General features: G+C 40.2%; 18 protein-coding genes. 11 read left to right on the top strand and 7 right to left on the bottom strand.

What is annotated here, in order from left to right; all coding sequences use genetic code 11:
• Positions 1-46: 46 nt before the first annotated feature.
• Entirely contained in the window at positions 47-505 is a 459-nt protein-coding gene (locus J8Z25_RS19490; RefSeq protein ID WP_167657313.1) for a GyrI-like domain-containing protein, read from the bottom strand.
• Between the two features lie 189 nt (positions 506-694).
• Between J8Z25_RS19490 and J8Z25_RS19485 the strand changes: the two genes are divergently transcribed.
• From J8Z25_RS19485 to J8Z25_RS19460, 6 genes are all read left to right on the top strand, one after another.
• On the top strand, positions 695-1,321 hold the full coding sequence (locus tag J8Z25_RS19485) for a fused MFS/spermidine synthase (protein ID WP_130052349.1): 627 nt from the start codon (positions 695-697) through the stop codon (positions 1,319-1,321).
• Complete coding sequence (locus J8Z25_RS19480) at positions 1,306-2,196, top strand: spermidine synthase (protein ID WP_250662094.1); 891 nt, start codon at positions 1,306-1,308, stop codon at positions 2,194-2,196. Before J8Z25_RS19485 ends, J8Z25_RS19480 begins: the two co-directional genes overlap by 16 nt.
• Complete coding sequence (locus tag J8Z25_RS19475; protein WP_250662093.1) at positions 2,193-2,669, top strand: TlpA disulfide reductase family protein; 477 nt, start codon at positions 2,193-2,195, stop codon at positions 2,667-2,669. The genes J8Z25_RS19480 and J8Z25_RS19475 overlap by 4 nt, the downstream gene beginning before the upstream one ends.
• A gap of 135 nt (positions 2,670-2,804) precedes the next feature.
• Positions 2,805-3,281, top strand: a complete 477-nt coding sequence (locus J8Z25_RS19470) for a MarR family winged helix-turn-helix transcriptional regulator (protein ID WP_130052346.1) — start codon at positions 2,805-2,807, stop codon at positions 3,279-3,281.
• 4 nt (positions 3,282-3,285) lie between these two features.
• Entirely contained in the window at positions 3,286-4,347 is a 1,062-nt protein-coding gene (locus J8Z25_RS19465; protein WP_130052345.1) for an HlyD family secretion protein, read from the top strand.
• Between the two features lie 13 nt (positions 4,348-4,360).
• Complete coding sequence (locus tag J8Z25_RS19460; RefSeq protein ID WP_250662092.1) at positions 4,361-5,395, top strand: DUF2955 domain-containing protein; 1,035 nt, start codon at positions 4,361-4,363, stop codon at positions 5,393-5,395.
• 25 nt (positions 5,396-5,420) lie between these two features.
• Here J8Z25_RS19460 and J8Z25_RS19455 read toward each other — a convergent pair whose 3' ends face one another.
• Positions 5,421-5,738 (bottom strand): hypothetical protein, encoded by a 318-nt coding sequence (locus tag J8Z25_RS19455; RefSeq protein WP_167657316.1) that lies wholly within the window; start codon positions 5,736-5,738, stop codon positions 5,421-5,423.
• A gap of 134 nt (positions 5,739-5,872) precedes the next feature.
• Positions 5,873-6,286 carry an alternative ribosome rescue aminoacyl-tRNA hydrolase ArfB gene (arfB, locus tag J8Z25_RS19450; RefSeq protein WP_130052342.1) on the bottom strand — a complete coding sequence of 138 codons (414 nt, stop codon included), beginning with the start codon at positions 6,284-6,286 and terminating at the stop codon, positions 5,873-5,875.
• A gap of 112 nt (positions 6,287-6,398) precedes the next feature.
• Between arfB and J8Z25_RS19445 the strand changes: the two genes are divergently transcribed.
• Both J8Z25_RS19445 and J8Z25_RS19440 read left to right on the top strand, forming a co-directional pair.
• Entirely contained in the window at positions 6,399-6,956 is a 558-nt protein-coding gene (locus tag J8Z25_RS19445) for a short-chain dehydrogenase (RefSeq protein ID WP_130052341.1), read from the top strand.
• A 124-nt stretch (positions 6,957-7,080) separates the two neighbouring features.
• Positions 7,081-8,409 carry an IS4 family transposase gene (locus J8Z25_RS19440; RefSeq protein ID WP_062564240.1) on the top strand — a complete coding sequence of 443 codons (1,329 nt, stop codon included), beginning with the start codon at positions 7,081-7,083 and terminating at the stop codon, positions 8,407-8,409.
• A 32-nt stretch (positions 8,410-8,441) separates the two neighbouring features.
• Here the strand turns inward: J8Z25_RS19440 and J8Z25_RS19435 are convergent, their stop codons facing one another.
• The 4 genes from J8Z25_RS19435 to J8Z25_RS19420 are packed head-to-tail and all read right to left on the bottom strand — an operon-like array spanning position 8,442 to position 10,845.
• Positions 8,442-9,176, bottom strand: a complete 735-nt coding sequence (locus J8Z25_RS19435) for a phytanoyl-CoA dioxygenase family protein (RefSeq protein WP_250662091.1) — start codon at positions 9,174-9,176, stop codon at positions 8,442-8,444.
• A gap of 3 nt (positions 9,177-9,179) precedes the next feature.
• On the bottom strand, positions 9,180-9,761 hold the full coding sequence (locus J8Z25_RS19430; protein WP_130052339.1) for a uracil-DNA glycosylase family protein: 582 nt from the start codon (positions 9,759-9,761) through the stop codon (positions 9,180-9,182).
• A gap of 19 nt (positions 9,762-9,780) precedes the next feature.
• The gene (locus tag J8Z25_RS19425) at positions 9,781-10,143 is read right to left on the bottom strand and encodes a VOC family protein (protein ID WP_130052338.1); all 363 of its coding nucleotides are present in this window, start codon (positions 10,141-10,143) and stop codon (positions 9,781-9,783) included.
• 9 nt (positions 10,144-10,152) lie between these two features.
• Positions 10,153-10,845 (bottom strand): aspartate/glutamate racemase family protein, encoded by a 693-nt coding sequence (locus J8Z25_RS19420; RefSeq protein ID WP_130052337.1) that lies wholly within the window; start codon positions 10,843-10,845, stop codon positions 10,153-10,155.
• A gap of 200 nt (positions 10,846-11,045) precedes the next feature.
• Between J8Z25_RS19420 and J8Z25_RS19415 the strand changes: the two genes are divergently transcribed.
• The 3 genes from J8Z25_RS19415 to J8Z25_RS19405 are packed head-to-tail and all read left to right on the top strand — an operon-like array spanning position 11,046 to position 13,320.
• Positions 11,046-11,390, top strand: a complete 345-nt coding sequence (locus J8Z25_RS19415) for a hypothetical protein (protein WP_175580338.1) — start codon at positions 11,046-11,048, stop codon at positions 11,388-11,390.
• On the top strand, positions 11,387-12,988 hold the full coding sequence (locus tag J8Z25_RS19410) for a PepSY-associated TM helix domain-containing protein (protein WP_250662090.1): 1,602 nt from the start codon (positions 11,387-11,389) through the stop codon (positions 12,986-12,988). The genes J8Z25_RS19415 and J8Z25_RS19410 overlap by 4 nt, the downstream gene beginning before the upstream one ends.
• Positions 12,985-13,320, top strand: coding sequence for a DUF3325 domain-containing protein (locus tag J8Z25_RS19405; RefSeq protein WP_167657320.1), 336 nt, complete (start codon positions 12,985-12,987; stop codon positions 13,318-13,320). Before J8Z25_RS19410 ends, J8Z25_RS19405 begins: the two co-directional genes overlap by 4 nt.
• Positions 13,321-13,486 lie beyond the last annotated feature (166 nt).

Here is a 13,486-nt window from a genome sequence, read left to right as displayed (position 1 = left end):
GGCTTTGTTGTGTAATGGGGCTTTACATTATAAATTCGATTTAACGTTATTCTACCGAAATGAACACCTCAACTTCTTCACTGCTTTTATAAAACTCATAGTCAGTTTTATATGCTCGGATGTGTGGGCATTGTTCATTACTAAAGTACTGCCAAACTTGACCCCAAACATCTATAACGGTTTGTGGCATGGCTCCTTTGGCGCTAAAGCGAAGGTAGTTACCTGTGGCAAGTGTAGTTTGTTCTGTCTCTGGTGAAGTGACTTGCTGGTCAGTACAAGCAAATACATCAAACTCCCCTGTGACATCTGACTCATAGTGAGTGTATACGCCATATACTTTGCTAGATGGCGTTAAATTTGGCGCTATGTCTGTGTAAAATTGCTGCCATAAGCCTGCAATTTTGGCACCTTTACCACTCATTTCGTTCATATTACTGGTGCGAACCTTGAGGCCAAATAAAGTCGTTGGGTTGTCGATATTGATTTTCGTTACTTGCTGATCCATTGCATTTATCCTTGTTTTTTGTTCCCGTTAAAATACCAGAGCATATGTGCTTTAACCTAGCCTTTTTCATTATTTATTTTATTACCCCTCATTTTGTCAACGGCCTTTACAGCTTAAAAAACAGTCATAGCATCCTTATCAGCATCAGGTTAAGATGGGCAAAATAACAATAAAATCAGCGGGTGTTTAATGAATAAGATCAATGCGCTTATCTACTTTTTAGCCTTTAGTAGCGGCTTTTGTATTATGGGAATTGAGCTTTTAGGCGGACGAATTTTAGCGCCGTACTTTGGCAGTAGTGTGCATATATGGGGCAGTATCATCACTGTATTTATGTTGAGCTTATCGATCGGCTATTTGCTTGGTGGCAAGCTTTCAATCCGCAACCCGTCATTAACTAAATATGGCCTAATCTTCTTTGTGGCTAGCATTATGGTTGTGCCAATTGTATTGTTTGCTGAGCCAATTATGACCTTTATTTTCACCTATATTGAAGACAGTCGTTACGGCTCGTTACTGGCTTCAACGGCATTGTTTTTTATCCCAACAACAATACTCGGCATGATCTCACCTTACTCAGTGCGATTATTGGTTACCGATCATGAAAAAAGTGGTCAGGTTGCCGGTGGTTTGTATTTTGTGAGCACTCTAGGAAGCGCCCTTGGCACGATTATTACCTCTTTTTATATGGTGCTAGCATTTGATGTTAACGACATCATTAAAACCTTTGCCGCGGTTTTAGGCTTGCTTGGGTTGCTTGCAATTGTTGTTAGTCAAATAAAAACGAAGGAGCGTACTGTATGTTTAGAGTCTTAATGGTTTGTTTGATCATGACACTACCCTTTAATGGCTTTGCCGAAGTAATTCATAAAGAACGCTCGCTTTATCGCAATATTTTAGTGGAGAAGTCTGGCGATTTATTGTGTTTAAAATTTAACGAAAAAACCCGTAAAAGTACGCAAAGTTGTATGTATAAAAGTAAGCCTAAAAAGCTGGTGTTTAATTACACCAAAATGACGTTTGCAAGCTTACTATTTATTGATGACCCTCAGAATGTATTGATCATTGGGTTAGGGGGCGGTTCGCTTTCTAATACCATTCATGAGCTTTACCCTAGCGCTCATATCGAAAATGTTGAAATTGATCCTGCGGTAATCAAAGTTGCCCGTGATTTTTTTAGTTTTGTAGAAACTGATAAAGTAACGTCAAAAGTGCAAGATGGTCGTATTTTTATTAAACGTGCCGCACTTAAAAAACAAAAGTACGATTGGATAATTCTTGATGCCTTTAATGGCGACTATATCCCAGAGCACCTGCTTACTAAGGAGTTTTTTACGGAAGTAAAAAGTGTTTTGGCTGATGGCGGAATTATCGCTGCAAATACTTTTTCATCGAGTAAACTTTACCAGCATGAGTCGGCAACTTACTTCGATGTGTTTGGTGACTTTGTCAATGTTGTGACCGATGAAAACTCTAATCGCATTATTTTAGCTGGCTTCGATACTATGCCTAGCCAGCAACAGTTAGCTGAACGAGCCAACAAACTCGCAAATAAGTTAACACCTTACGATGTTGATTTGCAGTTACTCAGCGAGCATTTGTTTTATACTAAGGGTAATCAAGATTGGCCTGCTGATACTAAAGTACTCACTGACCAATATTCACCAGCGAACTTATTAAATTATCAATGATCAAATACGGCTTAATTGCATTTCTTTTATTTGCTTGCTCTGCTGCTACGGCAGAGCACCCTTCTACCGCTCCTTTAGCGGCAAGCCAGCAACAATTGTCTAAACTTTTGAATCAATATAAAGGGAAAATCGTGTTACTCGATTTTTGGGCATCTTGGTGTAGCCCTTGTAGGCGGTCATTTCCTTGGTTTATTGCCATGCAAAGTAAGTATCAAGAGCAAGGACTTAAAGTGATAGCTGTAAACATTGATGTTGAGCGCAGTGATGCTGATGCGTTTTTAACTGAGTTTGCTGTGAACTTTAATATTATTTACGACCCTGATGCTGTTATTGGTAGGCAATACCAACTGAAAGGGATGCCGAGCAGCTTTTTAATCGATAAAGAAGGTATAGTTCGATATCAACACACTGGATTTTTAGCTGATAAATTAGACCTCTATGAAAGCCATATCAAAGAGTTAATTGCTAATTAGTATTATTAAGCAGATAACTTTTGCTGTTATTCGTTTTTGTCGAACATTGCTATCTATTTTATTAATTGCACTAATATTTACTTAGCATGCTAACTACATTAAAATAGTTAGCATGCTAAGTAAATGGAGCGCATCATGTCCTCTACTCCCCCTTTTCACGAAACTCTTGATTTAACATTATGCGGCAGTATGGGCCGTGTGCATCGATTATGTCGCGATGCAGTAACTTTGGCGGTCGAGCCTCTTGGACTCACTCAATCTCGTTGGACTGCAATGATGCACCTGTCTCATTTAAACCAAGGTTGTACGCAGCAAGAGTTGGCAAGCAGCTTAGGTATTGAAATGCCATCGTTGACTCGCACTATTAAGAAGCTTGAGCAACAAGAGATTATTGCTCGCAAAGCTGATGCTGAAGATAAACGCAGTAAACGTCTGTACTTCACTGAGCAGGGTCTACAATTGTTAGACACATTACAAGTGATTATCGCTGATGTGAAAGAGCATCTTTATGCCGATTTGACCACAGAACAACTCGATACTATGGCACATGGTTTAATTCAGATGGAGCAAAACGCTCGCCAGTGTATCCGTCATTATTCAGGAGATAAGTAACTTTATGACGCCAGATCAAAAATTTGCCCGTTACGTAAAAATCTCTTTGGCGGGTTTCATTGTTTTATTTTTATATTTTGTGATTGCTGATCTATACATGCCTGTCACACCACAGGCCCGTGTGTATCACCCTGTTGTGCAAGTGACGCCACAAGTAAGTGGGCGTGTGACTGACGTATTAGTGACCAATAATCAAGCCGTCGAAAAACAGCAAGCCTTGTTTAAGATTAACGATGAGCCTTTTGAGCTTGCCGTTCAACAAGCTGAACTTGCTTATGATGATGCGAAACAACAAAACCAACGTTTAGATAGTAGTGTCAAGGCAATAGAAGCGCAGTTAGCTGCTGCTCAAGCTAAGCTGCATGAGCAAACGTTGCTGTTCGAGCGCGGTGAGTCGTTATTGAAAAAGCGCTCTATTTCAGAGCAAGAGTACGAAACAATCAATGCAAACTACCAATCAAGCAAAGCGAATGTAGCTGCAATTGAAGCGCAGCTTAGCGAGGCTAAATTAGCGCGTGGTAAAAAGGGTGATGACAATTTAGCGCTTCGCCATGCCCTAAATCAGCTTGAGCAAGCGAAACTAAATTTGTCGTACACCACAGTGACTGCCGATACCGACGGTAAAACAGCAAATTTACAAGTAACACCGGGTACTTATGCTAATAAGGGCCAGCCGTTAATGGCGATTGTTGCCAATAAGGCTGATTTAGTGGCTGATTTTCGTGAAAAGTCTTTAGTTCACGTACAAATTGGTAGTACTGCAAAAGTAAGCTTTGATGCGCTACCGGGAAAAGTGTTTACTGGCAAAATTATTAGTTTTGAAGCCGGTGTAAGTGACGGTCAGCTCAATGCAAACGGTTTACTCAGTGCCACAGAAAGCAGCAATCGTTGGGTACGAGATGCACAGCGTCAACGTATTCATATTCAACTTGATGAACACCAGATGCTAGCTAAGTTCCCAAGTGGTGCTCGTGCAACCGTACAGCTTTTGCCTGACTCTAGCATCGGTAGCTGGTTTGCGAGCATGCAAATCCGTTTTATCAGTGTTCTGCACTTCATTTACTAAGGCTGGGTGAGCTATGTCTGTATTGCAACTCGATGGCAATGGCTTGCGCCAGGCGCTTCGCATTGCTACGGGCTCAGCATTAGGGTTTGCACTGGCAAAATTGATGAACTGGCCTAATGGCATCTTTTTTACTGTTTACCCTATGCTATTGCTCGGCTTAGTGCCTGTGTTAAACATGCATATCATTCGACAGTTTTACGCAGGCGCTGTATTCAGTGCATTATTTGTACTTGTAGTGCAAGGGCTGTTCTCTCACTTGCCTGTTGTTATGACGATGATCTGCTTTGTGGCATTTGCCTTTTTATTCTATCAAATGAGTCGTGGCGCTAACTTTTTATTTGGCGCTACAACAGTGGTCAGCTTGTCTATTCAATTGCATTTTTCGACCTACACAGGTGGAGGGGTAAGTATTTATCCGCTGATTATTAGTAATGCCGTTGCAGTTGTGGTTACTGTGGTGTTTTCGATGCTAATGCATGGTTTATTCCCAGATGTTTCACCGCGCCAAGGCCGTCAGATGCCAGAAAAAGCAAAAGAAAGTGTACGCCATGAGGTATTACTTTGCTCAACGGTGGCAACCTTGTCATTTGTGGTTTTTCAGGTTTTTGATTTACAAGATTCAATTTCTGCTCAAGCAGCATTTGTTCTGATCTTATTTTCGTTATGCTGGAAAGCGGCTGGTATGGCTGCATGGCAACGTGCTATAGGCACTTTAATTGGCTGTAATTTGGCCTTAGTTTCACAGTTATTCTTGTACAACCATACTGATATTTTGATATTTCCGGCGTTAATTCTATGGATCTTAACTTTTATCTTTAGTCGTTATCATATAATTGGTGGGGGTATTCCAGGTGTCGGTTTTGGTATTATTACTACATTTGGCATTTTGTTTGGCCAGTCATTGGGGCCGGGGCAAGATCTAGTATACAGCGCACTTTATCGCTTTTCGTCAGTATCAGTGGCAATACTGCTGAGCTTATGTGCAGTGTACATTATGCATCACATTTTAAATCGCTTTGAAATGACAAGGCATCACACATTCGAGTAAAATCTAATATGCACAAAAAAGGGAGTTATTCAGTACTCCCTTTTTTATTATTTGGTTCGAAAATTGTGGGTAAAGACTTTAATAAATCCTCTTGCTTTTTTACAACACTTTGTACGCAAGTTTTTGAAGCAACATCTGCAACCCAAGCGCCCCATTGAGAACTGCCTGGTTCTTCTCCAGGTGTTGCCCACCATCTGGCTTTATAAAGAATTTCGTTATAACAGGTTTCACTACCTTGCGGATACGCGCTTCCAGCTTGCCAAGAATCTACAGCAAAGCTTGAAATAGGCATCGTTGACAGCGTTATCATTGCAGCTGCAAAAAAACGTGATTTTTGGCCCATACGCCCCTCCTTTATTATTGTGAAATTGTATTACTATTATAGACGCGGCAGGATTAACCATCAATTAACTTTGTTAACAAGTTACACTTCTTTACAGTTTCGCTCATTTTTGACACGGTTTTCTGGTGCTAAGGTTAGGGTTTTATGTTTTTTCGTAATGCTTTTGTTTGTCCTCTTTTGGTTTTGCTGTCCATACGTTTTCTCTGAGAGCTTTTGCTGGGTTTAGTTGCTCTACGTTTCTTTTGTACTTGTGTAGCGTTTACGATTATTTCTTTTAAACGGCTAAGCGCATCTTCTTTGTTCATCTCTTGTGTACGATGACTTTGCGACTTAATGACAATTACGCCCTCTTTGGTGATTCGAGAGTCATTTAAATTAAGCAAACGTTGTTTGTAAAAGTCAGGTAATTTTGATCGGTTAATATCAAAGCGTAGGTGAATTGCTGTAGCCACTTTATTGACGTTCTGTCCGCCAGCACCTTGAGAACGGATCGCACTAAAGTCGAGCTCCCATTCAGCAATCGTGACAGTATTAGAAATAGTTAACATCAGGTTCATTTAGCTATGGTAAAAAAAGGATTATAACATTTGTAATTGGTCAAACATAATTACTCGACTATGTGAGCCGATTGCTAACCAATTTGAAAGAAAGGAGATCACAATGAAAGCACTATTTATTTCAATAAGCCTACTGGCGATGAGTTTTTCTAGCTTCGCAGAAGATATTACTGAAAGCCAGCTACAGCGTTATATCAGGGCTTTGCCAGCAGTGGTAAATTGGTCGCAAAACCAACCAGAGCTTGAAAGTTTGAATCTCGATAGTATGTTAGGAAGCTCTAATGGTGCAGATAGTTCCTCTGTTATGGATGCATTAGGCCACATTAAAAGGCATGAGCTTTACACTGAGTTTGCAGCGTTAACCAAACAATACGGTTTCACTCCTGAGCAGTTAGTTACAGTTGGCTCAGAAGTATCTCTTGCCTATTTAGAAAACCTTAAAGCAGGTATGTCTGAAGAGAACAAGCAACGTGTAAACCAAGCGATGAGTGGTTTACAAAGCCTAACGGCATCATCATCTAATGCGGGGGCTCGCTCAATGGCGGGTGCTTTAGAAGGTGTTAAAGCCAGTACTGCAACAGCAGATGTTAGCGAAAGTAATATTAACTTAGTTAAGCAATACATGCCGCAGTTAAAAGAGTTATTCGCGATGTTGCAGTAACAGTACAATAAAATAAAGAAAGCGGCTAGTGAGCCTAATGCTGATCAGTTAAGAAGTTGATCAGTTGACCGATCAGAATGATCATGCACAATCCGTAGTTAGGCAACTAACTACGGATTTTTTTGTGAATATAGAACAAGCTCTTCATTCTGCTTTCGAAGAAAGCACTCGTTACCACACGTTTGAAAAATTATCTGAAATTTTATCTTCTGACCTTATTGAACAAGGCTTTCAACAAGCAGGAGTAGCCACAGTTAGAAAACGCAGGTTGCCTCTAGAAGCTGTGCTTTGGTCTGTTATTGGCATGGCATTATTCCGTAAAGAGTCTGTCTGGAATATTGCGAATAAACTAGACATTATGCTGCCTGGCAAAAATCAGTTAGTCGCCCCAAGTGCCATGGTTCAAGCTCGCCAGCGATTAGGTGATGACCCCGTTAAGCAAGTCTTTAATAAAGCTGCTGATAATATGTACCATACAGAAGAGTTTGACACGTGGGCTGGGTTAAATTTATTAGCGGTTGATGGCGTTGTTTGGCGTACGGCCGATTCAGATGAAAATCGTGAAGCATTCTCATCGGCTAGCAACCAATATGGTGATACAGGATTCCCACAAATTCGTATGGTTTGTCATATGGAACTCACCAGCCACCAACTGATAAGCAGTGAGTTTGATAACTATAAGACGAATGAAATGAAGCTTGCTGAACGACTGATTGAGCGTACACCTAACCACTCATTGACCATGTTTGATAAAGGATACTATTCACTGGGCTTGTTAAATCGATGGCACAGCACTGGAGAAGAAAGGCATTGGCTAATACCTGCAAGACCTGATTTACAATACGAAGTCGTTTCTAAGGTTGGTAACAATGACCTGATAATTGAGCTTAAAACCACTAAGCATGCGCAAAAGAATTTCCCCGATGTTCCAGAAGTTATTAAAGCAAGATTGGTTAGTAAAACCATAAAAGGTAAAAATTACCGAATATTAACCTCGATGGTAGATAGGCTTCGTTTTCCAAGTAGCGAAATTGTTGATTTATACAGCCATCGCTGGGAAATAGAATTAGGGTATCGAGAAATAAAGCAAACAATGCTAGATAGCACATATCATCTTCGAAGCAAGCGCCCTGATATGGTCAGACAGGAGCTATGGGGGATCCTCCTAGCATACAATTTAATTCGAAGGTTGATGACCCTAGCAGCAAAAGCTGAAGGAATATGGCCTAACCAACTCAGTTTCTCAAGCTGCTCGATGGCAGTTATTCAATACTTCTCATCAATATCAATTATGAGCCCCGGTAATATCCCAATTCACTGGGAGCACCTGTTAGGTACGCTAAGACTATTTAAGCTGCCACCTAGAAGAGAAGATAGGCGGTATCCAAGAGCGATTAAGCCTAAGCCATCAAAGTACCCACATAAAAAAAGAAATGCCAGTCAGCTTAACTGACTGGCATTGGGCTAGTGAGCCGCTTTTTCTACTTACTCGAATACCATTGCGTTTTTTAGATGCTGCTTTTGTTCTGCAGTTGGTAAAAATCCAGTTTGTACAAATTCATTCAGGCTCGGGTGACGTTCAAAGTACAAAATATCTAGGGCAAATCGATTCATGCCGTACAAGCCCCGATGGATCATATTTGCCGAAAATATGAGTAAGTCACCCTTCTTCAATGCAACTTGTTTTCCGCGTCTCAGCGAATCATTATTTTTAGCTCCTTGCTGCCCCAATCTTACAGCTAGTTCTTCGTCTGAATCCCAGTTTTTGTGACTGCCCGGTATTAGCTCAATTCCCGGCTCATCTTCAAAAGCTACTCGGCAATGTAAAACTTCAGGGCCATAAAGTGCGGCCTTTTGTGCATCAAGCTCTAAGTGATATTGCATATCGCGATGCCAATAGTTTGCTTGTTTGGGATTGTAAGGATTAAAAAATAATTGAGTATTCATAAACTGAGGTTCAGCAACAACGCCTTTAACCTGATTCAATAGAGTATCGGCACAGATAAATTCAAAAAGGGTAAACTTTTCTTCAGTACTTAAACATGCAGCGCCAGTCAACCCTGAGCTATTAATCCCTCTGGATTGGTAAAAACGTTGGTTTTCTAGCAGCCAGTTATAATGAAACTTATCGAGAATGGGCCTTATCTTGCCAAGTTCATTCGCTGTGTAAAGCCCCTTTACATGGCAATAGCCGTTTTCAGCAAAAAAGTTATTTTCCATTTTTTACCTTGCTAAAATTGCACGTATTTTACTACTAAGCTCAGGCAATACTTGTTGCTCAAACCATGGGTTTTTCTTCAGCCAGATATTATTACGAGGGCTTGGGTGAGGTAATGGCAGGTAACTTGGCCAATATTCACGCCACGATTTTACTAACTCAGTTAAGGGTAACTGCTTAGTGTGGGGTAAATGATATGCCTGCGCGTACTTACCTAAGATAATGGTGAGTTCAATATTAGTTAACTGTGCTAAAAGTTTTTCACGCCATGTAATCGCGCACTCTTTTCTCGGTGGTAAATCGCCCGACTTACCTTTTCCTGGGTAACAAAAGCCCATTGGCAGAATAGCAAAATTACTATTATCGTAAAACTCTTCATTGCTTACGCCAAGCCAAGAGCGAAGCCTTTCACCGCTAGCATCATCAAATGGTTTGCCACTTTCATGTACTTTTATCCCTGGCGCTTGACCAGCAATTAAAATACGAGCCCGTGAATTAAATTGAATAACGGGCCGAGCGCCAAGTGGTAAATGAGTCTCGCAGATCACGCATTTACTAACTTGTTCTAATAATGATTGAGTAGTCATGAGTTAGTAAAAATATGATCTATGCTTGTTTTGACCAAACAGCTAACTCGTTACCACTTGGTTCTGTGAAGTGAAAACGACAGCCTCCAGGAAAATCAAACAAAGGCTTAATAATTGTGCCGCCGTGTTTTTCTACCTGTGCTTGAGTCTCTTTAATATTATTTGAATAAAGCACTACTAGCGCACCGCCATTAGAGGTTGAGCTACTTAGAGGTGCTTGGTAAAAACCACCGTCAAGGCCCGCTGATTCAACGCTAAATGCGCTGTATTCAGGCCCGTAATCGGTAAATTGCCATTTAAAAACTTGATGAAAAAACGCTTTTGTTGCAGCTAAATCTTTTGCTGCAAACTCAACATAATTTAAGCTATGGTGGTTCGACATAATTTGTTCCTATTTTAAACTATTCTTGAGCGCCATGGCGCAATGCAGTGCTGTACTATCAAGTAATGGAATTGAGGCATCGGATTGCTGAACTAGCAATGCTATTTCAGTGCAACCAAGAATAATGGACTCTGCACCCTGCTTAGTTAGATTATCAATAATTGTTAGGTACTCGGCTTTGGATTCTGGATTGATTATGCCTTTGCATAGTTCATCATAAATCACACGATGCACTATTTCACGCTCCTGAGCATCAGGAATTAAAACGTCTACAGAGAATTTATCTGCTAAGCGTTGTTTATAAAAGCCTTGCTCCATAGTGAATTGAGTACCCAGCAAAGCCACTTTTTTATGGTTACATTGTATTAGCTTTTCACCAACTGCATCAGCAATATGTAACAAAGGAATAGAAACACATGCTTGTACTTGCTCTGCTAATTTGTGCATCGTGTTAGTACAAATCAATAAATAATCGGCGCCAGCAGCTTCAACCTGTTTGGCTGCTTTTATCAGTATTTCGGCCATCTGTGGCCAATCCTGTTGCTGTTGTAGTTCTGCTATTTCGGCAAAATCGAGACTGACAAGTACTATTCTGGCGCTATGTAGCCCCCCAAGTTCATTTTTAATGCCTTGATTTAAAAGTTGATAGTAACTTTGCGTTGACTCCCAGCTCATACCACCAATTAAGCCTATTGTTTTCATTACAACCTCTTTTTAGTTTCATAACACCATATGACAATGCTCAGAACAAAGCTAGCAGATCATTATTTTACTAACAAAAATACAGGATGAATTTGTTTCATTATTAAATACGCTTACGCAAATGATAATTACTATCTTTTCTGTTTGGCGGCGATATAATATGTGGTTTTCTTCTCGTGTTATTTTTTTAAGGGATTATCATGCACTCTCAATCATTAGATGCAGTGACAAACAATCACCCTAAAATTACAGCTAAAAAGGGTTCTGTGAGCCTATCTTATCGTGTCGCTGTATTTTTGCGTTTTGTTGCAGCCATCATTGGTGGTTACGCTTTTACCAGTGTACTTATTTCGTTATTAGCTGTGTTATTACCACTTAATAAACTCGACAGTGTTCTTTTAACTACGACTCTATCGGTATTTTTTTACTGTTGTGTATTTATTTGGGTGTTTGCAGTTAAGTCTTTAAAGACTGTATGGATCACAATTTTACTAACTACTGGTGGGCAATTACTGGCCCTTTCATTGATTAAGGGGTGGTTATGAAAGAGAGTTTTTTCCGCTCAATGACTTGGCTGCACACCTGGGTCGGTTTACTGGTATGTTGGTTATTATTCTTGATATTTTTTGCTGGTACTATCAGCTTTTTTAAGGATGAAATTACTATTTGGGCTAAGCCCGAAACGCATCATGTGCAGCATCAGCCTAAGCGTATTCAGTCTCAAGCCGATCAAATTAAATATGTGTTTGCGCAATTACAGTTGCAGGCACCTAACTCATTATCGTGGCGAATAAACTTACCTGAATCTCGAAATCCAGTTTTAAGCTATGGATTTGCTGAGCCTAAACAGCCAGGGCAGCGTCGTGCGCCTTTCAATTATACCTATTTGAACCCTAATAATTTAGAGCAATTGCCAGCGCCTCGAGATACTAAAGGGGGGAATTTTTTCTATCGCTTACACTTTGATTTGCATTACATAGACGTTTTTACTGCAAGGATAATTGTTTGTTTAGCCTCATTATTTATGCTTGTAGCATTGAACACTGGCATTGTGATCCATAAGCGCATTTTTAAAGATATGTTTAGCTTTAGAGCTAACAAAGGCAGCCGAAGTTGGCTAGATGCACATAATGTTTCGTCGGTATTAGCGTTGCCGTTTCATATTATGATCACCTATACGGGTATTATTACTCTGATATTTATGCTGTTCCCCTACCCCGCTGAAACCGTATATGAAAATGGCTTAAGACAAATGTTTGAAGAGGCATTGCCCATTAACAAGCGTGCTAAGCCCAGTGAAGAGCAGCGCCCTATGGTGGCAATCAAAGAGGTATTAGATCAGATTTATACTAAGTCACCGAATGCCGACATTAGCCACGTGTTTGTGAGAAATGCGAATACAGCGACCTCACAAATAGTGGTTTATTTGGCAACCGACAAAGAGCTTGTAGATAACGGACCACGCTATTTATTTAATGGTGTAACAGGTGAGCTCGAAGCGAGCTCAGGTGAAGATTGGAGCGCTTCGGCGCAGTTTTATGACTCAATGACAGCATTACATAGCGGCCGTTTAGCCGAGCCATTACTGCGTTGGTTGTATTTTTTCTGTGGCGTAGCAGGCTGTGCCATGATAGCTACAGGCTGCATCATGTGGGCAAAGCGCTTACGCGAGAGACTTAAAGCAGAGCAAAAACCAAGCTTTGGACTTAAGTTCGTTGAGACACTAAATTTAGCCACACTGATGGGTTTACCCCTTGCAACCGCAGCATTCTTCATTGCTAATCGACTATTACCTTTAGAGTTAGCTGGGCGTGCCGATAAAGAAATACTCGTGTTTTTCTTAGCTTGGCTTGCGACGCTAGTTGTTGCTGTGATCGGCCGAGAAAAACATCATTGGCGCTATAGTGCATGGTTAAACGCTGCTACTTGCTTATTAGTGCCTATTGTAAATGCGCTGACAACAGATGGTAATTGGATCACGTATTTACTAACTAAACAGTGGGCTTTATTTGGTATTGATAGTGCGTTTATTTGTGCTGGGGGGCTGTTTTTACTACAAAGCAAAAAAATACCAAGCCATAAAACCACTACAAATAAAGGTAGATCAAATAAAAACAGGATTTTAAAGGAGCAACAAGGATGATGGAATTACTACAATTTAGTCTCTGCTTTTTAGGATTTAATTGTTTTGCACTTGCAAAATTTAATCATTTTCGTGATGTGTTTAAAAAGAAATTGACTGAAAAACAAAGAAATAGCTTTTTATTAAGTGGCTGGATCAATATTTTACTAAGTTTAGTACTTTGTGTGCTGTCAGATGCTGGATATGGCGCATTGCTGTTTTGCGGCTATATGGCATTAAGTGTACTTATATTAATGATTTTATTCAGTTTTACTGTTTCTTGGGTTAAGCATGTCAGTTTATTAACTATGTCTGTCTTGCTGTTAAGTGGCTTTTCAGTGATGATTTTCTAGTTTAGTTAGTAAAAAACTGATCTGATACCAATTCGAAATAATACCTAATTCAGGAATTGATATAAAAAAATGGGTAGGCAATGCCTACCCAAGCAGGGGATTAAATTGGGGATCACATGTTGCTACAATTTAATGGTGAGTATTATGCTCACCCTCCATTACAGTT

The sequence above is a fragment of the Pseudoalteromonas sp. SCSIO 43101 genome, from assembly GCF_023650775.1.
Lineage (GTDB): Bacteria > Pseudomonadota > Gammaproteobacteria > Enterobacterales > Alteromonadaceae > Pseudoalteromonas > Pseudoalteromonas apostichopi.
Note: the sequence above shows the minus strand (reverse complement) of the source record. Positions and strands in the feature narration are given on the sequence as shown.